Origin of the sequence: Bifidobacterium angulatum DSM 20098 = JCM 7096, from assembly GCF_001025155.1 — a bacterium.
Lineage (GTDB): Bacteria > Actinomycetota > Actinomycetes > Actinomycetales > Bifidobacteriaceae > Bifidobacterium > Bifidobacterium angulatum.
In genome coordinates this window covers 1,453,686-1,477,256 of sequence record NZ_AP012322.1, presented here as the reverse complement: position 1 = coordinate 1,477,256, position 23,571 = coordinate 1,453,686, and the positions used below count along the sequence as shown (strand labels likewise).

Below are 23,571 nucleotides of genomic sequence, written 5' to 3'. Positions count from 1 at the left end.
AGATGGTAGGGGACATCGAATCTGCCGAGACCAAGCGAGATAGCCCACATTCTGCCATACTGTGACATATTTCGCTCCGTTTCAGTCCTAGTGGTTTTGCGACTGCATCAGCGTGCCCATCTTCCCCTCCCATCCGCATCTGCCACCCCACCCTGCTAGACTGTCCGCGGCAAAAGAACAATAAAAGGGCAGCGCAAGGGCAGCACAAGGAGAGCGATTATGTTGGCTATGCTTACCGCACCGTTGGGTATTTTCTCTGGTCTGATCACACCGGTGCAGACCGCGGTGAATACGCGGCTCGGCCGTTCCATTGGCTCGCCGTTGCGCGCATCGTTGGTTTCGTTCAGCGTGGGGCTGCTTGCCATGCTCACGTTGACTCTTGTGGTAGGCCCGTATCCGCTGGTTCCCGCTTCCGCGCTCCATGGCCCATGGTGGATGTGGCTGGCTGGCGTCTTCGGTGTCACATTTCTCACCGGCAACGTGCTGCTTCTGCCCAAGCTCGGAAGCTTGAAAACCGTGATCATGCCGGTTACGGGGCAGATCATCATGGGATTGCTTATCGACATGTTCGGCTGGTTTGGCACGCAACGCCAGCCAATCGCCCCGCTGCGCATCGCCGGCACCGTATTGGCCTTGGCCGGCTTTCTGATTGCCGTCGCCGGAGTGAAACCACGCAACCATGTCAACGATGCCGCCACCGGCCAGGGCTCTGGCAAAACCAGTAACCTTTCCACGTTGCTGTGGAGCTGCGTCGGCATCGCCTTTGGCATGTGTTCGGCCATACAAACCGCGCTGCTTGGGCGTCTGGGCGTCGCATTGCAGTCTCCGGTCAAAGCATCGTTGGCTTCCTTCACGGTCGGCTTGGCGGCGCTCGCGCTCGTGGTGGCGGTGAAGGACCGCACCTACAGTCTGGGTGACGCTCCGAAGAAAGGCAATCCGTGGTGGATGTGGACCGGCGGACTGCTGGGTGCGACGCTGGTGATGTGCAACTCGTATCTTTCCGCACACATCGGCACCGGCTTGACGGTGATGCTGATACTGCTCGGCCAAGTGGGCGGTGGACTGGTCGTTGACCGATTCGGACTGTTGGGCGTGCCACGCAGGCATGTGGCCGCCGCACAATACGGCGGCATTGCCATCGCGGCCATCGGCATTATTCTCAAGGCCATGTGAACGGCACCGCGAAGATAACGCTCGTTGTTACACTGGGCGATATGGACGACCGCATAGATGAGCGTGTGAACGACCGCATGGACGAACATGGGGACAGCCGCGCACTGGAAGCGCTGCAACGGTATTTCGGCTATGAATCGTTCCGACCAGGGCAGGCGGGAATCGTCAACGCACTGTTGAACGGGCGCGACGTGCTCGGCGTCATGCCCACCGGTGCCGGTAAATCCATCTGCTACCAGATCCCCGCCACCATTCTGCCCGGCATCTCCCTAGTCGTCTCACCGCTTATCTCCCTCATGCAGGATCAGGTCGACGCGCTGAACGATGTAGGCATCCCCGCCTTGTTCGTCAACGGCATGCAAACGCCCGACCAGCAGGATTTCGCCCTGTCCATGGCCGCCAACGGGCAGGCCAAACTCCTGTATGTAGCTCCGGAACGCTTGGAAACACAACGATTCCAAAACTTCGCCAGCCACACGCCCATCTCCATGGTGGCTGTGGACGAAGCGCACTGCGTGTCCCAATGGGGGCAGGACTTCCGCTCCTCATACCTGGGCATCGGCGAATTCATCGCCAAACTGCCAACCCGCCCAGCCGTAGCCGCCTTCACCGCAACCGCCACCGAACGCGTTCGGCGAGACATCATCTCCATACTGGGCCTAGCCAATCCAAGCATTACCGTCACCGGCTTCGACCGCCCGAACCTCTACTTCGACATCCTCAAACTCGACACCAAAAACAAGACGCCGTGGATTGCACGCTACGTGGCCGATCATCCCAACGAATCCGGCATCGTCTACTGCGCCACGCGCAAGGAAACGGAAGCGCTCGCCGCCTCGCTCAACCACACCGTTCCCGTACTGCTCGGTCCGCAAGCCGAAACGGGGCGCGTCGCCGTCGCCTACCATGGCGGCATGTCGCCGGAGGTACGCGAACAGGCACAACGTGATTTTGTGAACGACCGCGTGCCCGTGGTCGTTGCCACCAACGCATTCGGCATGGGCATCGACAAGTCGAATGTGCGTTACGTGATCCACCACAATATGCCCGAAAGCATCGAAGCCTACTATCAGGAGGCCGGGCGTGCCGGGCGAGACGGCGAACCGAGCCGGTGCACGCTGCTGTGGAACGAATCCGACATCGTCACGCGTCGCCGCCTGCTGGACAACGACTACGAGAACGCCAGACTCACCCCTGAAGAACAGGAGGTGGTGCGCGTCTCGAAACGCCATCTGCTCGACGGCATGGTCGGCTACTGCCGTACCACCGAATGCCTGCACACCTATATGACACGCTATTTCGGCGAGCGCTCTGCTGCGGATGCCGGCGTGTGCGATGGCGGGTGCGCTAATTGCGGGCGGGCTTTCGAGACTGTTGATGTGACTGATATGGCTCGTGCCATCAGTATGTGCGTGCATGATGTGCAGCAGAAGGTCGGTGTTGGCAAGATCGTTAAGATTCTGCGTGGTTCGAAGTCGCAGGATCTTGCGGTGTGGCATCCGGAGACTATGGCTACTTATGGCATGCTTGGCAGTGTTTCGGAAGCGCAGGTGCGTGATGTGCTGAATCAGATGGTGGCGGATGGGTTTCTTTGTATTTCCGAGGGGCGTTTGCCGCTTGTTGGATTTGGCGTTAGGGCTGCTGAGACGGTGAGTCCGCAGTTTCATTACGAAATGAAGCGTGTGAAGCGTAGGGTGCCGAGTCGTGCTGTTTCCGGTCAGGGTGGCTTGGATGGTCAATTGGGGCGGTCTCAGGCGGCTGGCGGTGTGCAGGAGTTGGATGGCGAGGAGGAGCGGCTGTTTCAGAAGTTGCGTGAATTGCGTTTGGCTATTGCGCGTGAGATTGGCAAACCGCCTTACATTGTGTTCAGTGATAAATCGTTGCGTGATATGGCTCGTATTCGGCCGACTACTCGTGCGCAGATGCTGGGTGTCAGTGGTGTGGGTGAGGTTAAGATGCAGCGGTATGGTGAACGGTTCCTTGATGTGATCCGGGCTGTGGGCGAACGTTCTGGGCGGTAGTCGCGGTGTTGGCTGTGTGGGCCGTGATGATAATGCGCAATCAAAGACACGCATAACGGTTCGATTGACTTGCGTGCGTGATGCGGCCACAGTGGTATGCGGGTAGTAATACGAATCAGTAGAAAGGCAGTGGCCATGGCAGATGAAAAGCCAGTTGTTGAAAGCTTCCAGCTTGACCATACCAAGGTGAAGGCGCCGTATGTGCGTTATATCGATACGCAGACCGGTCCGAACGGGGATGTGATCTCCAACTATGATCTGCGTTTGGTGCAGCCGAATGAGAACGCCATTCCTACCGGTGGCTTGCATACCATCGAGCATACGATTGCGGTGCTGCTTCGCGAGCGTATCCCCGGTTATATTGATTGTTCGCCGTTCGGCTGCCGTACCGGGTTCCACTTGTTGACGTGGGGTGAGCATTCTACGCAGGATGTGGCCAAGGCGTTGAAGGAGGCTTTGGAGTTCATCGCTTACGAGGCGACTTGGGATGATGTTCCGGCCACGACCATCGAGAGTTGCGGCAATTATCGTGATCATAGTCTGTTCACGGCGAAGGAGTGGGCGAAGGATATTCTCGCCAAGGGGATTAGTTCTGATCCGTTCGAACGCAAGGTGGTCTGATCGCCGGTTGTGCGCGGTGCCGTTGGTGTGCGGCTCGTCTGTGGTTTCGCCCGGGCGGGCCGCACGGTGTTGTATGCCTGTTTGCGGTGAGATGCGCGGGTGGCCATGTGCACCGAACGTGCTAGCTTTAACGCTCGGAATTGCTTACTATGCAAGCGTGAGGTGAGGCGTGACTGAGGATAAGGCTACGAGACGTTTTCGCCATGCCACGATGAGTGATTTGCCACGGATGAGGGTGATCTATCAGCGTGCGCGTGAGTTGATGGCAGCCAACGGCAATCCGACACAGTGGGGAAGTACGTTTCCACGCGAATCCGTGGTGATCGATGACATCAAGCGTCAGCGCATGATGCTTCTGGTCGATACCAAGGATGGCAAGGAGCGTATTCTGGCGCAGTTCGCGGTGTGTCTTGGTGAGGATCCGACATATACGCATATCGATGGCGCTTGGCTGGATAACGACAGCTATGTGACGATTCATCGCATAGCGTCTTCCGGTTTGGCACGTCATGCGGCCCGCGACTGCATTCGTTGGGCGTTGACCCATTACGGTAACGTGCGTGCCGATACGCATCCGAACAATAAGGCCATGCAGCATATTCTCGAATCGAACGGTTTCGCTCGCTGCGGTCTGATCCAGCTTATCGATCGGCCTACAGACACCACGCGTATCGCCTACCAGCGTCACGAATGGTGACGGTTCTCATGTTGTCGATAAGCTAAGCCCCCTCCAAACTACCGATGCTGGGACAGTGTTGAGCGTCGATAGTTTGGAGGGGGCTTAGTCTACTTACACTGATACCGGTCTTGCCGTCGATAGTTTAAGGACTTCCCAAACTATCGACGGCAAGACGGCGCTGAGCATCGGTAGATTCAACATAGTGGGCAGATTGCCCGGGTCAGATCAGAACAATCCCGGCTCGTTCAACTTGGACCGCTTGCGGCTATAGGCGAAGTACACCGCCAAACCGAGCGAGAACCAGATGGCGAAGCGCAGCCAGGTCTCCCAGTTGAGTCCGCCGATCAGGATCAGGCAGAACACGATCGAGCAGATCGGCGTGAACGGTACGCCCGGCGCACGGAATCCGCGGTGCGCGTCCGGCTGGGTCTTGCGCATCCACAGCACGCCAGCGGACACGATGATGAACGCGGACAGCGTGCCGATATTCACCAGCTCGAACAGCACGTTGATATTGATGAAACCGCCGGCAATTGCCGTCAGCAGGCCGAAGAACCAGGTGCCCTTGAACGGGGTGTGGTATTTCGGATGCACCTCGCCGAAGAACTTCGGGAACAGGCCGTCGCGGCTCATCGCATAGCAGATGCGGGACTGACCGTACAACTGCACGAGCATCACGGTGGTCATGCCGATCAACGCGCCGAGGTTCACGATCACGGCCAGCCAGTTCAGGCCGGTGGCCAGAATCACGCCGGCGACCGGGGCGTCCACGAACTTGGCGAACTCCTTATAGGGCACGACGCCGGTCATGATGAAGGTCATGGCGATATACAGCACGGTGGAGATGACCAGCGAGAGCAGGATGCCGCGCGGCAGCGTCTTGTTCGGGTTGATGGTCTCCTCGGCGGAGGACGAGACCGCGTCGAAGCCGATGAAGCTGAAGAACACGATCGAGGCGGCGGGCACGATGCCGTAGGGCTGTGTGGAACCGGGCTGGAACGTGTAGACCCCGTAGGGGGAGAACGGCTTCCAGTTCGCCGGGTTCACGTACCAGACGGTGCAGATGATGAACAGCACGATGATGACGAGCTTGATCATCACCATGATGTCGTTGGCCTTCTTGGTCTGGCTGATGCCGATGGACAGCAGCCAGGTGATGAGCAGCACGATGACGAATCCCGGCAGATTGAAATAGGTGGTCACGCCCGGCGTGGTGCCGTATGCCGCGGTGAGTTCGACGGGCAGGTGCAGCCCGAACCCTTCAAGCAGCTTGTTGAAATACCCCGACCATCCGGCCGATACGGTGGCGGCCTGCAGCGCGTATTCCAGTATCAGATCCCAGCCGATCACGAAGGCGATGAGCTCGCCGAACGCCAGATAGGCGTAGGAATACGCGGAACCGGACACGGGCGCCATCGAAGCGAACTCCGCGTAGCACAGGCCCGCGAAGCCGCAGCATACGGCCGCGAGCAGGAACGACAATGACAGGGCGGGGCCTGCGGTGAGCGCGCCCTTGCCGGTGAGTACGAAGATGCCGGTGCCGATGATCGCGCCGATGCCGAGCATGGTCAGATCGAAGGTTTTCAATGTTCGTTTCAGCGGCGTCGCTTCGGAAACAAGCTGGTCCACCGATTTTTTGCGGAATAGATCCATTGGTCTCTCTCAAATGCAATATGCGAAATTGGGCAAAAACCGGACGGTGCTCCGGGACTCTGGCACGCCTCAACGCCAGAAATCAAATGGTGCGGCTCTCCATATGAGGAAAAATCGCAACGTGGTTCAGTAGTGTACGAGCTGGGACGGAAAAACAGAGTTTTGCGTCTCGGCATACGTTCCGGCGTGCACATCGATGGCGCATTGATAAAACGACCGATGCCGCAGATGAGACATCCGAGTGAACGACGGCGATTCATGCATGGATTTTGTTACACGTGCGAGTGACAATAGGGAACCATGAGTATGAATGCAGCACCTGAAATCGCGTTTTCATCCGAACAGGGCAAAGCCAATTATGAAGCCGCCCGCCGCCAGTACCCGGCGCAGGCGATCGTCGATCTGAAGGCGATGCGCGACAATATGCGTCACCTTGTCGCCACCGTGGGAGGACCGCAATCCGGCACCGCCGTCATGGGAGTGGTCAAAGCCGACGCCTACGGCCATGGACTGCTTCCCTCTGCACTGGCAGCGCTGGCCGGCGGCGCCACCTGGCTTGGCACCGCGCAATCCCATGAGGCGCTGCTGCTGCGCCAGTTGGGCATCGGCCCCGACCGTTGCCACATTCTCACCTGGGTGTACAACGGCACCGCCGTGCCCTTCGACGAACTGATCGACAACGATATCGACGTGTCTGTCGGCTCGCTGGCGGGCATCGACGCCATCGCCGCAGCCGCCCGCAAACTAGGCAAGGCCGCCCGCGTGCATGTGAAGGTCGACTCCGGGTTCGGCCGCAACGGCTTCACCCCGGAAGGTTTCGACGCGGCATTGGCCAAGCTGGTGCAGCTGGCCCAGGAGGGTGTGATCGAGGTCATCGGTCAGTGGAGCCACCTGGCCGTGGCTGACAGTCCCGACGTTCCCGAGTTCGTGGAATCCACCGAACGTCAGATCGCGAACTTCAACGCGTTCACCGACCGTATGAAGCAGGCCGGCATCGCGCCCAGCATCCGTCACCTCGCCAACACCGCCGCCACGCTGGACCGCCCGGAGATCCATTTCGAACTCACCCGCCCGGGCATCGGCCTGTACGGCTACGAGCCCGACCCGGCGATGGGCACGCCGAACACGTATAAGCTCAAGCCGGCCATGCGTCTGCAGGCACAGCTCGGCACAGTCAAGGACGTTGAGGCCGGTCACGGCATCTCGTATGGCCGTACCTACCTGACCCCGCAGAACACGTCGACCGCCATTGTGCCGTTGGGCTACGCGGACGGCATCCACCGCTCCGCATCCGGCTTCGATATGGAAGGCGCCAAGCATGTGGACAAGCCGGGCGGCCCGGTGCGCGTGATGACCAAGCAGGGCCCGCATATCTACCATGTGTCCGGCCGCGTGTGCATGGACCAGTTCATCCTCGATCTGCACGGCTCCGCCGCGGAACTCGGCATCGCGGAAGGCGACACTGTCGAACTGTTCGGCCCGGGGCGCGGCGAGGAATACGGCGAGCCCACCGCCGACGATTGGGCGCGCGCCGCCGATACCATCAGCTATGAGATCTTCACCTGCCTGCGCAATCGCATCCCGCGCCTGTACGAGCATGCGCCCGAAGTGCTGGCTCCGGAGGATCTCGCCAAGCTCGATCCCAAGAGCATCCTGTAACACGCGCTTTGCGCCATGGCCGCTTTTGCCCGCATGCCTACGGTTGCGACGGGCGGAAGCGGCCATAGCCGTGCATGACGTGCGGCATAGCTGATAGGGTTGGGGACTATGCCGGGAATGATCAAGAAGGAAGACATCGAAAAGGTGCGCGCCGCCGCGGACCTGTATGACATCGTATCCGCCTCAGTATCGCTGAAGCCTTCGGGAACCGGCACGTTTGTAGGCCTATGCCCGTTCCACGACGAGAAGACCGGCAGCTTCAACGTGCGTCCGGCGCTCGGCGTGTGGCATTGCTTCGGCTGCGGCCTGGGCGGTGACGTGTTCAAGTTCGTGGAGGAACAGGAGAACATCGACTTCCGCGAGGCGGTGGAACTGCTCGCCGACAAATACCATATCGAACTGCACTACGAGCAGAACGGCAACGCGCGCGCCGAGCATTCCGGGTCCAAACGCGCCCGTCTGCTCGAAGCGAACGAGGCCGCACAGCGCTTCTTCGCCAGCCAGATCATGACCAAGGAGGCGCTTGCCGCACGCAAACTGCTCGGTGGACGCACCTTCACCCAGGCCGACTGCGAGCGTTTCGGCTGCGGGTATGCGCCGCAGGGGTGGGATAATCTGGTGCGTCATCTTGCGTCGCAGGGGTTCACGCAGCAGGAGATGCTGGATGCCGGTTTGGCACGGCAGGGTCAGCGTGGCGTCTATGACTATTTCCGTGGGCGTGTGACGTGGCCGATTCGTGATTCGACGGGTCGCACGTTGGGGTTTGGCGCTCGCAAGCTGTATGACGATGATCAGATTGCGGCGAAGTATATTAATACGCCTGATACGCAGCTGTATCACAAGAATCAGGTGTTGTATGGCATTGATTTGGCCAAGCAGGCCATTGTGAAGAAGCGTCAGGCGGTGATCGTCGAGGGGTATACCGATGTGATGGCCATGCATCTGGCGGGTGTGGATACGGCTATCGCCACGTGTGGTACCGCGTTCGGCGAGGAGCATGCGAAGATCGTGCGCCGTTTGGTGAAGGATGATTCGCTGGGTGCGATTCAGCTGGTGGGGCCGTTGAAGGTTGACGGGCAGCCGGTCAGTTCGCGTATCGTGTTCACGTTTGATGGCGATGCGGCTGGGCAGAAGGCGGCATTGCATGCGTTCGGCCTTGATCCGGCGTTTTTGTCGCAGACGTTTGTGGCGGTGGCCGAGCATAATCTCGATCCGTGCGATTTGCGTATCGAACAGGGTGATGAGGCGGTTCGTGCGTTGGTTGCCAGGGCGAAACCGTTGTATGACTTTGTGATCGGTGCGGCGATCAACCGTTTTGATACGAGCTATAGTACGGGGCGTTTGGGTGCGGTGAAGGCTGTGGCGCCGTTGATCGCGCAGATTCGCGACCGTTCTCAGGTGGATTTGTATACTCGCCAGGCGGCTCGGCGTATTGGCGGTGTCGATCTTGACATGATGCGTCGTGAGGTGGAGCGGTGCAGGCGTCAGTTGCGTGTGCGCGATGAGGATGCGTATGCGCCGAAGCGGCGTCTTGTGCAGCCGCAGCATGCTGACGGTGCCATGATGCCTGAGCGTGTGCGCCAGATCGAGCGTGAGAATGCACACAAGCAGACGTTCTATCATGTGGATGACGCCGTGTTCATTGCCGAAGAGCAGTTCATGGCCGTGCTTGTTCAGATTCCCAACGCCATCCGTGTTGACTGGTTTGATTCGTTGACTCCTGCCAGTTTCGAGACTTCGGTGTTCCGTGCCCTGTTCCAGGCGGTTGTTGCCGCCGGCGGGCTTCCGGAGACAACCACTCCGCAGGGGTTGTGGATGCATAATCTCACCAAGGCCGGTGGACCCATGCTTGAGCCGGTGATTAATGAGCTGGCCGTTATGCCGTTGCCGTTGGCCGATCGTTCCGCAAACGGCGATGACGCGCAGGGGCAGCGTGTGCAGTCCGATGCGAACAGTCCCGCTTCGGCCACCAAGGCCGAGGTGCGGTATGCTTCCGAGTTGTTGGCGCGTCTGCTGGATATGGGTTTCGTGCGTAGTATCGCTTCGGCGCGTGCGCGTATGTCGCGCTTGCCCGATGGCGAGGAGAAGATCGCGCTGCTTGGCACCATTACGAATATGGAGGCGTCGCGTAAGAGCCTGCAGAATCAGGTGCATGGCAACAACGTCAATTAGCGGTGTGTCGCCCGATGCCGGGCATATGCAGCCGGGCGTGTATTGGTATGGGCGGTATGGGCGGCATGGGCGGCATGGCGCTCGATGAAGGGCCGCGTTCCGTAGGTGGTTTTGCGCTTCCGTAGGTGGTTGTTGCTGGAGTCGGCTTGAAAGAATGGTCGAATATGGCCGTTTCTCTACGGGTGTGTCATAGATATCCGCCTACGGAACGCTCGAACACCCTACGGAAGTCGTGTTCGGCCGTGTCGGTTCCTGGAATCGCTGTGCCGCAGTGCCGAGAATCCCTATTAATAAGGCAACTTGGATGGTTTTGTGGTATATTTCTGGCGCCGTTTACGAAGGCGGCCGCCGAGTGTCTGGCAATTGGGGGTGATCGGCTGAATAACAGCACGCCGCAGGCATGCTGTAGTCGGGGTTTCGGGTAAAGTGGTTACGGCATTGAATGAAGAACCCGTTGTGCGCAGGGTGCGCAGGCGGGATGCATGGAGGACATGGATGCGGCGTTTGGTGGTCAAAGTCCTGAAGAATGAGACCATTCTCGTTGTGGCTTCGGTACTTGCGTTGGTTTCCTGCTTTATCGTTCCACCAGATAGGGAATATGCCGGCTATATTCATGCCAGCACCATTTCTCAGCTGATCTGCCTCATGATCGTAGTGTGCGGTTTTCAGCGTATCGGCGTGTTCCGTATTATCGGCTCGCGTCTTCTGGAACATGTGGGCAGCTTGCGGGGACTTGTGGTGACGCTGGTGGCGTTGACCTATTTTTCGGCGATGCTGATCACGAACGATGTGGCGTTGGTTACGTTCGTTCCCTTTGCGGTGGCTGTGCTGCTTATGGCCGATATGGGGGAGAGAACCGTTCTGGTGGTCACGTTGATGACCATCGGCGCGAATGTGGGCAGTATGCTCACGCCGATCGGCAATGCGCACAACCTGTATCTTAAAGCGCTTACCGGCATGCCGGCCGGCGAGATGATGGGCATTATGGCGCCGTATTCGGTGTGTGCGGTTGTTCTTCTGCTGATCGTGATCTATTTCGCGTTCCCGAAGCTTCCTGTTTCCGAACTGAATAATCTGGAGACCGGCGTGCTTGCCCCGGAGCGGAGCAAGCATCAGCCGGATGAGATTCGCATCACCGGCTATGGAGCCGGCTATGGCGGCTGGCGTACCGTGGTGTACGCGCTGCTGTTCGTCGTCTGCCTGCTGGCCGTATCCGATTTCATCCCGCTGTGGGTGATGTGCGTGGTGGTCGTGGCCACGTTCCTGTTCACCGACCGCCGTGTGTTCCGCTACGTGGATTGGGGGCTGCCGCTTACCTTCTGCATGTTCTTCATCTTCATCGGCAATATGAAGCGTGTGCCGGAGTTCTACCAGCTGGCGCAGTCGCTGGTCAGCGGGCATCCGCTTGAGGTGGCGGTGGTGTCCAGCCAGGTGATCAGCAATGTGCCCACCACGCTGCTGCTTTCCGGTTTCTGCGACCAGTGGCGTCCGCTGATCATCGGCACCAATCTTGGCGGCATGGGTACGCTGATCGCATCCATGGCCTCGCTGATCTCCTACAAGAACGTGGTGCGTCAGTACCCTGACCGCAAGGGCCGTTACCTGGGCGTGTACACCGCGGTGAACGTGCTGTTCCTCATCGTTCTTGTCGGGTTGAGCTGGATTATCGAATAGGATCGAGGCATCGCCGCCGATGCCACAGGTTGGGCGGAAACGTCCGGAATCTGGAAATCAGGCAGGTGCGGCGCGTGTCTATTTATGCACCCCCCATTATGATGGGTTTGGTTTGGCCCCGTAGCTCAGCTGGATAGAGCATGTGACTTCTAATCTCAGGGTCGCCGGTTCGAGCCCGGCCGGGGTCACGAATAATCCTTGGAATCGCATGGTTCCAAGGATTTTCTCATATTGTCTAGTTTTTCCGATATCCCGGCGAGGGTATTGGTCACGGCGGGCCGGTCGCAACCCCTACGCCGGAATCGTGCCATAGTGCGGGTGGGAAGGCTTGCCGGCGCGTGGATATGCGCTGCAGGGCAGATGGGCATAGGTATAGTTGGAGTGCAAAGAGGCATTGACTTCCCATAGGGGGCATAGTGATTATGGATACCGCGAGATCAGATAGAGCGAAGACCGTGCCGCCACTCGACCAGCCGTTTGTCGGAATTGGTTTTCAGGAGGCGAGCAGCCGCTTGCTGAAGAAGTGGCGGATCTTTTCCGGCCGTGCCAGCCGCGGCGAATACTGGTGGGCGCTGCTGTACGTCTGCCTTATCGACGTGCTGTTCATCGTGTTGGAGTATTTCTTCGAAAGCTTCGTCCTTGCGGTCTACGGATGGTGGCTGTTTGTGCTCGTTCCGATGCTGGCCGTATCGGTGCGCCGTCTGCATGATGCGAATATGTCCGGCTGGTGGGCGCTGGCGCCGTGCATAGGCAACGTCGCCGGACTGTGCATCCAGGTGTCTCCCGTCATCAAAGTGATCAGCGCGCTCGGCACCATCTATCCGACGCAGTTCGCGGACACTCTGGCCAGGGGCGTCGCCCAGCAGTTCAACGGCGGCGCGGTCGGGACGGTACTGGTCGGACTGCTTCTGCAGCTGGCCGCCGTGGTATTGCAGATCTGGCTGTACACGAGACCCGGCAAGCCTGAGGGCAGACGCTTCGACAAGCGGGGCGACAAGTAGCTGTTCGTTTGCCGGAAAGAACGGGCGGGGATCGATGCCTCTGAATCGCGTCCCCGCCCGTTGTGCATTGCCGCCAGTGCGTTCAATCGCCGATAATCGCCGAAACGATACCCGATATGATCGAGATGATCAGCGAGGCGAGCACCGACCACCAGAATCCATTGACAGTCACGCCCACGTCGAACAGGCTGATCGCCAGCCATGAGGCGAGGCGCATGAACAGCCAGTTGATGACCAACGCAACGATGCCGAAACTCAACACGGAGAACGGCAGTGCGATCAAATGCGTCAACGGTTTGATCGAGGCGTTGATCAGCGCCATGAACAGGGCAAATGCGACGATGCCGAGCACCGGCGGATGCCCGACGACCTGCAGGCCCGGAAGCAGCAGCACCGTCACGGCGACCGCAACACTCATAATGAACCAACGGCTGATGAAATGTCCCATGACACCATGGTAAGCCAGGCCATTGCGCAGCCGTTCGCACACGGTGAAAGAGCATCGCGATTGCAGCAGTATACGGATCTGCGGATGCGTGACACATGACGCATGATGCGTGGCATGCATCACGCGAGCATATGGACAGGCCGTGCGGCCGAGCCTAATCGCTGATGCCGAGAGCCTGAAGAATCGCCTTGCGTACCGCATCGACGGTCAGACCGTATCGGCGGTTCAGCTCGGCCAGCGGAACACGGTCGGTGAACTCCTTGGCCGCGCCGAAGGTCAGCACGCGGGGGAGCGCATCGGCGGGCAGTCGGAGATTGCCGCAATAGGCCGCCACCTTCGCGCCCCAGCCGCCATCCAACTGGCCGTCCTCCAACGTGACAAGCAGACGATGCCTCTGATCGATCAGCGTATGCAGCGCATGCTCGTCCAAAGAGCCGAACTGTCTTGGATCGATCACGGTCGCGTCGAAAGGCAGCGCATCGGCCACGCGCAGCGCCAACGGCAGCGTATTGCCCAGGCCGAGAATCGCCACACGTGCCCCGGCGCGTACCGTATGCCAGCGCAGCCAGTCGGAGCCGCTCGTGGCGGTGCTTTCGCACAGGGCCTTGTACGCATCGTCGGAATCGGCGTCAAGCACCGTCTCGCCAGGCACGCGGATCACTACCGGGCCGGGATGCGAGCCCATGCGGCGTGCCGGATCGGTGGCCCAGTCGAGCATGGCGAGGAAATCATGCCCGTTGGTGGGTGCCAGGCAGATAAGTCCGGGAATATTGCCGAACATGGCGATATCGTATGCGCCGGAATGCGTGTTGTCCGAACCGGACAGGCCGCTGAGGAACGACAGCAGCGTTACCGGCTGACGGTTCAACGCCATCTCCTGGAAGAACTGATCGTAGGCGCGCTGGAAGAACGATGCGGTGGTCGCCACAACAGGCGTACCCCCCGCGCGGGCGATGCCTGCGGCGAACGCCGCCGCATGCGATTCGGTGATGCCGGTGTCCACGTAATGCGCTCCGGCATGTTCGCGGAATGCGCGGGTGATGCCGTTGGACCCCGGTGTGGCGGGGGAGATGACCGTCAGCCCCGGCTCGGTGGCGAAACGGCGTTCCAATGCGGCCATGGCAAGCTTGCCGTAATGTTTGCGCGGATCATCCGGCCTGTCCAATGCGGCGTCGGGCGTCTGCCAGTGCGATGCCTCGCAGCGGCCGGCATGGGGGTCGCTGCCGGACAGGTCGCAATGGTCGACCTCATGCCGGTCCTCGTCGGCCGGAAGCCCCAGTCCCTTCAACGTATGAATGTGCACCACGACGGGATGGTCGATATCCTTCACCTCGGCGAAGGCCCGGACCAGCGCGTCCACGTCGTTGCCCTGCTCCACATACCGGTAGTCCAGGCCGAAGGCGTTGAAGATATTGGGCTGCGCAGTGCCGCCCGACGCGCGCAACCGGGCCAGCGGCCCGTACATGCCGCCGAAATCCTCGGCGATCGACATTTCGTTGTCGTTGAACACGATGATGAGATTGCCGCCCTGCTCGGCCGCATTGTTCAGCCCCTCGAACGCCACGCCGGAGCTCAGCGAGCCGTCGCCGATCACCGCGATCACATTGCCGCTGCCGCCTGCCGCGTCACGGGCTTTGGCCAATCCGCAGGCCAGGGAGACGGAAGTGCCGGTATGACCAAGCACGAACTGGTCGTGCTCGCTTTCCTCCGGGTTGGTGAATCCGGTGGTTTCACCGGCGTGTGCGGGATCGAAATAGGCGGCGGCGCGGCCGGTGAGCATCTTATGCACATAGCTTTGATGGGATACATCGAATACGATGCGGTCGCGAGGCGAGCTGAACACGCGGTGCAGGGCGACAGTGGCCTCCACCAAACCGAGATTGGAACCGATATGGCCACCATGCCGATGGCCGTATTCAAGCAGGGTCGCACGGATTTCGGCACATAGATCGGTCAGCTGACCGGGCTCGAGCGCTTTCACATCGTCCGGTCCTGTGATGGTTCGCAGCAACCCATCGCGCATCTATCTGCTCCTTCTCTCTATGTATGCCAGTATGTTCCTCGCTCCAAATGGCACATCATACAGCTGTACGGCCTGTATCGTTCGATTATTCCGCAAATGCTCCCTACTTCCCCCACATACCCTCGTAAGGCGCAAAGCGCTTCACAATGACAGGCGGCAAGGGTACAGTGAGTACGTATTCTCAATAAACGGAGGTAGATGATAATGAGCGAAAGCACGCCCGAAGTTGCCGTGGTCATGGGCTCTTCCAGCGATTGGGAGACGATGAAGCATGCCTGCGAGATCCTCGACCAGTTCGGTGTCCCGTACCACAAGCAGGTCATTTCCGCTCATCGTACGCCGGAACTGATGGGCGAATTCGCCCACGCCGCACGCGGCAACGGCTTCAAGGTCATCATCGCCGGAGCGGGTGGCGCGGCTCATCTTCCCGGCATGATCGCGGCGCAGACCACCCTCCCCGTCATCGGTGTTCCGGTGCGCTCGCACGCCCTGTCCGGATGGGATTCGCTGCTGTCCATCGTGCAGATGCCGGGCGGCATCCCCGTCGCCACCACTGCAGTCGGCAACTCCGGAGCCACGAACGCCGGCCTGCTCGCCGTCTCCATTCTCTCCACCACCGATGAGCGCCTGGCCAAGGCGCTGCAGGAATACCGCGAATCGTTGAAGGAAAAGGTGGCCGAATCCAATGCCCAGCTTGTCTGAAGAAACCAACGGCCGTATTGAGCGTTTGATGCCCGGCTCGACCATCGGCATCATCGGCGGTGGCCAGCTTGGCCGTATGATGGCGCTTTCCGCCCGCTACATGGGATTCCGCGTCGGCGTGCTCGACCCGACCCCGGACTGCCCGACCGCGCAGGTCGCCGATTTCCAGATCGTCGCGGAATACGACGACAAGACCGCCATCCACGATCTCGCCGTCAAATCCGACGTGCTCACCTACGAATTCGAGAACGTGGACGCCGACGCCATCGACGAGGTGCGCGGGCTGGCGGCCGTCCCGCAAGGCACCGACCTGCTGCGCGTCACGCAGGATCGCGTGAACGAAAAGCAGTTCATCAACGACCACGGCACCGCAACTGCACCATGGCGCGCGGTCAACAATTTCGACGAGCTTGACGCCGCACTCGACGAGATCCACTATCCGGCAGTGCTCAAAACCCGTTCCGGCGGCTACGACGGCCACGGGCAGACCGTGCTCAGGTCCGACGCCGATCTGGAACAGGTTCGCGCACGCGGCGACCGCGGTGGCGGATTCCCGCCGAGCATTCTCGAAGGATTCGTGGACTTCGCCTTCGAAGCAAGCATCCTCGTGTCCGGCAACGGCACGGATTTCGTCACATTCCCCATCGTGCGCAACGAGCATCGCAACAACATCCTGCATATGACCATCGCCCCGGCCACAGTGAGCGAAACCGTGGCCCGCAAAGCCCACGAGCTTGCCCTGCGCCTGGCCAAGGGATTCGAACTAGCGGGAACGCTCGCCATCGAACTGTTCGTCACCAAGGACGACGATGTGATCGTCAACGAGCTCGCCCCACGCCCGCACAACTCCGGGCACTACACCATCGAGGCATGCTCCTTCGACCAGTTCGACGCCCATGTGCGCGGCATCGCCGGCTGGCCCCTGGAACAGCCGAAGCTGCTGAGCCCAGCGGTCATGGTCAATGTGCTCGGCCAGCATGTGGAGCCGACGCGCGTCCTGATCGCCGACCATCCGGAATGGAACGTGCACGACTACGGCAAGGCCGAGGTGCGCCATGACCGCAAGATGGGGCACATCACGGTGTTGACCGACGACACGGCGAAGACCGTGGCCGACCTTGAAGCCACAGGCTGCTGGGACGATTTGCAGCCGCAATCGGCTAAGGCGTGATGCCCGCGATGGCGGAACATATCGAACGGCAGACCAAGCAGAAGGACGCGATCCGCACCCAGCTCGCGGACTGTGACGAATTCATCTCCGCCCAGGATCTGCATCGCAGCCTGCAGGATTCAGGCATGCGCATCGGCCTGGCCACCGTTTACCGCCAGCTGAACTCCCTGGCGGAATCCGGTGCGGTGGACACGATTCGTCTCAACGGCCAGCAGCTGTTCCGACTGTGCGGCGATGACGCACACCATCACCACATGGTGTGCACCGACTGCGGGCGTACGGTCGAGATCGAATCCCCAGGGGAAAGCTGGCTGCGCGGGATTGCGCAAAAACATGGATTCGTCATTAAAAGCCACACCATCGAGGTGTTCGGGCTGTGTTCTGACTGCCAGAGGAAAAACAACCACAGTGAATGAACTGTGGCCGATTCGCATGGGCGGGGTGCAATGCTCCGCCCATGCGTTACGCTGAAGAAGCACAAGAGGGAATACAAGAAGAAGCGGTGCGGAGTCACTGCGGCGTTGAAGCATGCTACGCCAAGTAATGGAAATTCGATTCGAACGAAGAGAAGCGTATGGATAACCAGGAACACGAAGTAGAGATCACCGAGAAAAGCAAACGCAAACCGTTCCCCGGCTGGTTGTACGGGGTGCTGTTCGTCTTGTTTGACGCCATCGGCGTAGGCATACTCGAATGGGGCGTCACCGCCACGTCGAGGGTCAAGCTGTCAAGTCCCACCATCGGCTGGGGATTCGTCTCGAAGATGTGGACCGACCTGAACTTCGTGGCCGTGCTGAACCTGCTGCTGTGCGGCATCGTCTACCTGATCCTGCTGATGATCTCAAACCGCTTCTGGGTGGCCACGCCGATATATCTCGCGCTTGCGATCATCATCGCCGTCGTCGAGCATTTCAAGATCACCATCCGCTACGAGGCCGTGATCCCCTCCGACCTGAGTTTTCTGAAATCGGATGCGGGCAATCTCATGAGCTTTATGCCGTCCGGCGCGCAGTGGATCATCCTCGGCGCGGTGGCGGGATTCCTGGTGCTGCTTGGACTGTGCCTGTACCTCAACCGCATCGACGCTCGCCACGGCCGCATGTTCCGCGCAGCCGACCATCGAACCGGTCTGGCGAACGCCGCGGCCCGCATCCTGCTGGTCATCATTCCCGCCGGTTTCTTCGGCATGTACGCCATGCAGGCGGGGACCGTGGGCTCCTGGGCGAATACTCTGAGTGTCGCCATGGGCGACCAGTCGTCCATGTGGGATTCCGTATACGACGCGCAGCGCAACGGCCCGGTCGTCTCCTTCCTGCGCCAGCTTAATCCGAAGGTGATGGAGAAGCCGGAAGGCTACTCCGAAGCCACGATGAAGCAGGTCGCCAAACGCTACGCAAAGGCGGCGGAAAGCATCAATGCCAAGCGCAGCGCCAATCTGAACGATTCGACCGTGGTGTACGTGCTGTCCGAATCCTTCTCCGACCCGAGCCGCGTGCCCGGGCTGAAGGTCAACAAGGATTCCATGCCGAACATTCGTAAGATCAAGGAGAACACCACCTCCGGCTATATGCTGTCGTCCGGGTACGGCGGCGGCACGGCCAACCTCGAATACATGGGTCTGACCGGCATGAGCATGGCCAATTTCGATTCCTCGCTTTCCAGCCCCTACCAGCAGTTGGTGCCAGGGCAGCATTGGACGCCGACGATCAACCAGCTGTGGGGCGCTCCGAAGAACTCCATCGGCGTGCACCCGTACGAGTCCTCGATGTATTCGCGTGCCATCAACTACAAGAAGTTCGGATTCTCCCACTTCTACACGTTGACGGGCCCTGACATCATCTCCCATCAGGACAAGCTGGGCTCCAGTCCGTACGTCTCCGACGAAGCGGCCTACAAGAGCACGTTGGAAGAGCTGAAGAAGACCAAATCCAACCAGTTCATCCAGCTCATCACCATGCAGAACCACATGCCATACCACGATTGGTATCCGAATAACGAGTTCACCGCGCAATCCACCACCGGCACCGCGCTGGGCAAGACCGAGCAGGAATCGATCCAGACCTACCAGAAGGGCGCGGCCATCACCGACCAGGAGACCGAGAAGTTCCTCAAGCAGCTCGACAAGATCGACAAGCCCATCACTGTGGTCTTCTACGGTGATCACCTGCCGGGCATCTACTCGACCGCCAGCGAGGATTCGAACAATTCGCTTGCGCTTCATCTGACTGATTACTTCATCTGGTCGAACAAGGCGTCTTCGTCGCAAGGCAACAAGGCGGAGAACAGCGCATACACGTCGCCGAACTTCTTTATGGCTCAGACGGCCGAGCATATGAACGCCAAGGTATCGCCGTTCATCGCGTTCCTGACGCAGATGCACCAGAAGATCTCCGCCATGGAGCCGCCGGTGGTCAACCAGATCCAAGGCTGGCAGCGCATCCCCGAAGGTCAGAGCCTGTACCTGGACGCTTCCGGCAAGCCCATGGCCGCAAGCGACTTCGACAAGAAGACGCAGCGGCTGGTGGATGATTACAAGCTGATCCAGTACGACATCACCACGGGACGCAACTACCTGAAGAGCCTCGGCTTCATGGATCTGCCGAAGCAGTGACGGGCGGCTGCAGCCTCTGGCAGCGGGTGGGCGCGGCATGGGGTGGTCCCATGGCCGCGCCCCGGTTTTGCAACGGAATTGGCACATCGGTACGTCAATCGTTGTATCGGCGGTATTCTGGTGGCAGAACGATATGACCGGTGGAGCCCTGGGACGATGGGGTCCGAGGTATACCGGTATGGAAGAAACGAATTCGAGGAGGGGCAGAACCTATGGGGACCAGGGTCACGTTGAAGGATGTCGCGGCGGCGGTCGGGGTATCGCCGGCGACCGTTTCGCTGGTGCTCAACGGCAAGCCGGTGCGCATCTCCGATGAACGCCGTGCGCAGATACAGAAGGTGGCTTCGTCCATGCGCTATCGGCCCAATCAGGCGGCCCGTGCGTTGGTCACCCGGCGTTCGAACATGGTGGGGCTGGTGGTGCCCGATATCGAGAACATGTTCTTCTCGTCGTTGTTCAAGGCGTTGGAGGATGTGGCCATTCGTGATGGCTATTCGGTGATCGTGGCCAATAGCGACGATTCGAGGGAGCGCGAGCGTTCGCTGATCTGCGGCGTGTCCGCTCGCGGCGTCGATGGATTGTTCCTGGTTCCTGCCCTGCAATCCTGCGCACAGGAAGCGGCGTTGCGCCGTGACGTCGAGGAATGCCCCTGCCCTGTGGTGTTCGTGGATCGTCTGGTTGACTCCGGGTACTGCGATGGTGTGGGCGTGGATAACAAGGAGGGCGGCAGACTGGCCGCCGAAGTGCTGATCGACTCATTGGCGGCCGGGGCGCGCGATGCGGGGAAGGGCCGTGTCGGATGCGTCTGCGTGGAAAGGACTGATGGCATATCCGATTTGCGGTTCCGTGGATTCGCCGATGCGTTGGCGAAGGCCGGGGTGCCGCTTGACGCCGAATGCATCGTGAAGGGGGATTACCGGTATTCGAGCGGGTATGAGGCCGCCGATCGCCTGCTGGATGCCGGTGTCGGCGCAGTGTTCTGCGAGAACGACCTTATGGCCATGGGGCTTCGCCGGCGTGTGGAGGAGCGTGGGCTGCATGTGCCTGAAGACATGTCGATTGTGGGCTACGACGATGTGTTGCCCAGATTCGGCCTGCTTAACGATCTGACCACCATCTCGCAGAATGTGGACGCGTTGGCGGCGGAATGCTGGTCCGTGGTGAGGGAGCGTTTCGCGAAGCCGAAGGCGCCGGCGCGTACAAGCAGAATCCAACCCCACCTGGTTACGCGCTCGACCGTGTTTGGCGTGTGAACGGTCGCTGGCGGCTATGGGCGGCCTGCAAAACGGCAGATGAAGCGCGGTCGACCGTCGTCCAGTCGTGCCATGGCGATGGCATAGGTTGCATGATGGCTGATTTTCCAAGCGACACACGGTGATTTTGGCTTTTATGATAAAACGTTTTATCATGAGGGGGAAGTTACACGGAATCCCATATACGATTCCGTGGCGAAGGCCATCAATGTTGAAAGGCGAATTCCAATGAAGAAACTCATTCTTGATCTTGACACCGGTGTCGACGACGCTCTGGCCATCTCATACGCCTTGGGCAGCCCGGAGATCGAGCTCATCGGCATCACCGGCACCTACGGCAACGTCCTGGTCGAGCAAGGCGTGCGCAACGCGCTCGCCATCACCGATCTGCTCGGCCACCCGGAAGTCAAGGTCTACCGGGGGCTGCCGCACTCCAGCACCACCGACTCCTTCTCCGTCCTGCCGGTCTCCGCATTCATCCACGGCGAGAACGGCATCGGCGATGTAACCATCCCGGATTCCAAGCGCGAAGTCGAAACCGAATCCGCGGTCGACTTCATCATCGACGCGATCAAGACCTACGGCAAGGACCTCATCTACGTGCCGACCGGCCCGATGACCAACATCCAGGCCGCACTCAAGAAGGCGCCGGAAATCAAGGACGAGATCGGCCGCATCGTGCTCATGGGCGGTGCACTCACCGTCCCCGGCAACTGCAACGCCTGCATGGAAGCCAATATCTCACAGGACCCGGAGGCCGCCGACTACCTGTTCCGCTCGGGCGCCCCGACCACCATGATCGGCCTCGACGTGACCCTGCAGACCCTGCTCACCTACAAGGAAACCCAGCAGTGGCGCGAACTGGGCACCACGGCCGGCACCTTCCTGGCCGACATGACCGACTTCTACATCAAGGCATACGAGACCACCTCGCCGCACCTGGGCGGCTGCGGCCTGCACGATCCGCTCGCCATGGGCGTGGCCGTCGATCCGACGCTCGTCACCACGCTGCCGATCAACATGAAAGTCGATCTGGAAGGCCCCACCCGCGGGCGCACCATCGGAGACGAGACCAGGCTCAACGATCCGGTCAAGACCATGCAGGTCGCGGTCGGCGTCGACGTGCCCAGGTTCCTCAACGAATTCATGACCCGCATCACCACACTGGCAAAGAACGCCGACTGACGTCCAACGGCAATAGGAAAGAGAGAGCAACCATGGCCACACAGACTACGGCAGTCGAACCACAGGACCCGTTCGACGACCCCGTCACCAGCAACAAGATGGCGGTTCGGGCGCTGATCCCGCTGCTCATCACCTTCGTGCTCGGCACCCTGTGCCTGCAAGGCTTCAACCTGGTATTCCAGCAGGTCGGCGCCGACGTGGGCGCACCGAACCAGGCGTCGCTGATCACCGCATTCCCCAGCATCGTGCTCGGCATCGTGTGCTTCATCTACGGCTCGCTTGGCGACTTCGTCTCGCTGCGCAAACTCGTCACCGTAGGCCTGGTCACCCTGTTCATCGGATCCCTCTTCGGCTTCGTGACCAACTACTTCTTCACCGCGAACCTGTGGACCGTCATCATCGCCAGAGTCCTGCAGACCGCAGGCGAACAGGTGGCCGGTTCCGCCTTCCTGGTGGTGGCGACCAAATACCTGCGCAATGATCTCAAGGTGATCTTCTTCGGCCTGTTCACCGCCGCCTACCAGCTGTCCGCATCCATCGGCGTGTTCGCCGCGGGCATGCTCAGCTCCATCGCATGGCAGTACCTGTTCCTCATCCCCTCCGTGACCATCCTCTTCCTGCCGATCCTGCTCAAGACCTTGCCGTCCAAGAGCGGCAACGGCCAGAAGGTCGACGCGTTCGGCTTCGTGATCTTCGGCTTCGCCACCGCGTTCCTCACCCTGTTCTTCTCCTACATGGCATGGTGGATGCTGCTGGTGTCGGTGGTGCTGTACGTGGCGTTCGGCTTCTACATCAACAAGGCCGCCAACCCGTTCATCACCCCGGCGTTCTTCAAGAACACCCGCTGGCTGCGCGCTATCAGCCTCATCCTCGTGTTCTACTTCGTGAACTACGCGCTGAGCCCGATCTTCAACGCCATCGGTACGAACATCTACCACATGACCACCACCCAGGTCTCCCTGCACATCGTGTGGGCCTTCGTGGTCGCCGCCGTCGTGGGCACCTGCTCGGGCATGATCATCGGCAAGATCGGCATCAAGGCCGGCCTGGTGACCGCAGGAACCCTCATGTTCGTAGGCTGGACCGGCGCCGCGTTCTGCGTGAACTCCGGATTCGTGGTCCTGACCATGTGGGCCTGCGTGTTCTACGCCGGCTGCGGCATGATGTACTCCCCGGTCGTCTCCACCGTGCTGGGCACCATCGAGAAGGACGAATCCGGCCGAGGCGTGGGCATGAACGATCTGGCTATGAACGTCTCCCCGTCCATCGGCATCGCCATCATCGGCAGCCTGCTCGGTTCCAACGCGCTCGCCGGCCACTCCATCACCGGCACCACCGGTGTGGCGGCCAACTACTCCAACCTGCTGCTTATCGGCTCCGTAACCGCGCTGCTGGGCCTGATCGTGTTCTTCGTCTTCAAGAAGAAGATCTACGAAGGCAATCATGCGTTGGAAAATGACAAAGCCAACGCCTAGCGAATCGGCGCATCTGTGCGCAAGACGCGGGCCGGGTCGTCGCCTCGACG

Annotated in this window: 17 protein-coding genes, 1 tRNA gene and 2 pseudogenes; 17 read left to right on the top strand and 3 right to left on the bottom strand. The window is 60.2% G+C overall.

Annotated features, from left to right (window positions below; all coding sequences use genetic code 11):
- The first annotated feature begins 228 nt into the window (after positions 1-228).
- The 4 genes from BBAG_RS05990 (at position 229) to BBAG_RS05975 (ending at position 4,512) form a co-directional block, all read left to right on the top strand.
- The gene (locus BBAG_RS05990) at positions 229-1,173 is read left to right on the top strand and encodes a DMT family transporter (protein ID WP_033508531.1); all 945 of its coding nucleotides are present in this window, start codon (positions 229-231) and stop codon (positions 1,171-1,173) included.
- 77 nt (positions 1,174-1,250) lie between these two features.
- Positions 1,251-3,194: a DNA helicase RecQ gene (recQ, locus tag BBAG_RS05985; RefSeq protein ID WP_033508529.1), complete on the top strand. Its 1,944-nt coding sequence runs from the start codon at positions 1,251-1,253 to the stop codon at positions 3,192-3,194.
- Between the two features lie 135 nt (positions 3,195-3,329).
- Complete coding sequence (locus BBAG_RS05980) at positions 3,330-3,815, top strand: S-ribosylhomocysteine lyase (RefSeq protein ID WP_033508449.1); 486 nt, start codon at positions 3,330-3,332, stop codon at positions 3,813-3,815.
- 211 nt (positions 3,816-4,026) lie between these two features.
- On the top strand, positions 4,027-4,512 hold the full coding sequence (locus BBAG_RS05975) for a GNAT family N-acetyltransferase (protein ID WP_045920183.1): 486 nt from the start codon (positions 4,027-4,029) through the stop codon (positions 4,510-4,512).
- A gap of 207 nt (positions 4,513-4,719) precedes the next feature.
- Here BBAG_RS05975 and BBAG_RS05970 read toward each other — a convergent pair whose 3' ends face one another.
- Positions 4,720-6,147 carry an amino acid permease gene (locus BBAG_RS05970; protein WP_003826961.1) on the bottom strand — a complete coding sequence of 476 codons (1,428 nt, stop codon included), beginning with the start codon at positions 6,145-6,147 and terminating at the stop codon, positions 4,720-4,722.
- Between the two features lie 300 nt (positions 6,148-6,447).
- Between BBAG_RS05970 and alr the strand changes: the two genes are divergently transcribed.
- The 6 genes and pseudogenes from alr (at position 6,448) to BBAG_RS05945 (ending at position 12,653) form a co-directional block, all read left to right on the top strand.
- Positions 6,448-7,806: an alanine racemase gene (gene alr / locus BBAG_RS05965; protein ID WP_003826959.1), complete on the top strand. Its 1,359-nt coding sequence runs from the start codon at positions 6,448-6,450 to the stop codon at positions 7,804-7,806.
- A 108-nt stretch (positions 7,807-7,914) separates the two neighbouring features.
- Positions 7,915-9,699 (top strand): annotated as a pseudogene (dnaG, locus tag BBAG_RS05960) (DNA primase); the annotation flags it as partial.
- A 72-nt stretch (positions 9,700-9,771) separates the two neighbouring features.
- Positions 9,772-9,978 (top strand): annotated as a pseudogene (locus tag BBAG_RS08865) (hypothetical protein); the annotation flags it as partial.
- A gap of 495 nt (positions 9,979-10,473) precedes the next feature.
- Positions 10,474-11,652 (top strand): anion transporter, encoded by a 1,179-nt coding sequence (locus BBAG_RS05955; RefSeq protein WP_003826957.1) that lies wholly within the window; start codon positions 10,474-10,476, stop codon positions 11,650-11,652.
- A 114-nt stretch (positions 11,653-11,766) separates the two neighbouring features.
- Positions 11,767-11,840: transfer RNA gene (locus BBAG_RS05950), tRNA-Arg, on the top strand.
- Between the two features lie 234 nt (positions 11,841-12,074).
- Positions 12,075-12,653, top strand: a complete 579-nt coding sequence (locus tag BBAG_RS05945) for a DUF805 domain-containing protein (RefSeq protein WP_003826956.1) — start codon at positions 12,075-12,077, stop codon at positions 12,651-12,653.
- 82 nt (positions 12,654-12,735) lie between these two features.
- Here BBAG_RS05945 and BBAG_RS05940 read toward each other — a convergent pair whose 3' ends face one another.
- Together BBAG_RS05940 and BBAG_RS05935 are read right to left on the bottom strand one after the other, a co-directional pair.
- Positions 12,736-13,101, bottom strand: a complete 366-nt coding sequence (locus BBAG_RS05940; RefSeq protein ID WP_003826955.1) for a phage holin family protein — start codon at positions 13,099-13,101, stop codon at positions 12,736-12,738.
- Positions 13,102-13,255: 154 nt separating this feature from the next.
- Positions 13,256-15,124 carry a 1-deoxy-D-xylulose-5-phosphate synthase gene (locus BBAG_RS05935; protein ID WP_047750146.1) on the bottom strand — a complete coding sequence of 623 codons (1,869 nt, stop codon included), beginning with the start codon at positions 15,122-15,124 and terminating at the stop codon, positions 13,256-13,258.
- A 204-nt stretch (positions 15,125-15,328) separates the two neighbouring features.
- Between BBAG_RS05935 and purE the strand changes: the two genes are divergently transcribed.
- The 7 genes from purE to BBAG_RS05900 all read left to right on the top strand — a co-directional run bounded on the left by purE (position 15,329) and on the right by BBAG_RS05900 (position 23,521).
- Positions 15,329-15,826, top strand: a complete 498-nt coding sequence (gene purE / locus BBAG_RS05930; RefSeq protein ID WP_033508443.1) for a 5-(carboxyamino)imidazole ribonucleotide mutase — start codon at positions 15,329-15,331, stop codon at positions 15,824-15,826.
- Positions 15,810-16,997 (top strand): 5-(carboxyamino)imidazole ribonucleotide synthase, encoded by a 1,188-nt coding sequence (purK, locus tag BBAG_RS05925; RefSeq protein WP_003826951.1) that lies wholly within the window; start codon positions 15,810-15,812, stop codon positions 16,995-16,997. The genes purE and purK overlap by 17 nt, the downstream gene beginning before the upstream one ends.
- An 8-nt stretch (positions 16,998-17,005) precedes the next feature.
- The gene (locus tag BBAG_RS05920) at positions 17,006-17,413 is read left to right on the top strand and encodes a Fur family transcriptional regulator (RefSeq protein ID WP_033508525.1); all 408 of its coding nucleotides are present in this window, start codon (positions 17,006-17,008) and stop codon (positions 17,411-17,413) included.
- Between the two features lie 158 nt (positions 17,414-17,571).
- Positions 17,572-19,608: an LTA synthase family protein gene (locus BBAG_RS05915; RefSeq protein WP_003826948.1), complete on the top strand. Its 2,037-nt coding sequence runs from the start codon at positions 17,572-17,574 to the stop codon at positions 19,606-19,608.
- Between the two features lie 212 nt (positions 19,609-19,820).
- Entirely contained in the window at positions 19,821-20,861 is a 1,041-nt protein-coding gene (locus tag BBAG_RS05910; protein WP_003826947.1) for a LacI family DNA-binding transcriptional regulator, read from the top strand.
- A gap of 228 nt (positions 20,862-21,089) precedes the next feature.
- The gene (locus BBAG_RS05905) at positions 21,090-22,046 is read left to right on the top strand and encodes a nucleoside hydrolase (RefSeq protein ID WP_047750144.1); all 957 of its coding nucleotides are present in this window, start codon (positions 21,090-21,092) and stop codon (positions 22,044-22,046) included.
- A 32-nt stretch (positions 22,047-22,078) separates the two neighbouring features.
- Positions 22,079-23,521 carry an MFS transporter gene (locus BBAG_RS05900; RefSeq protein ID WP_003826945.1) on the top strand — a complete coding sequence of 481 codons (1,443 nt, stop codon included), beginning with the start codon at positions 22,079-22,081 and terminating at the stop codon, positions 23,519-23,521.
- Positions 23,522-23,571: the final 50 nt, after the last annotated feature.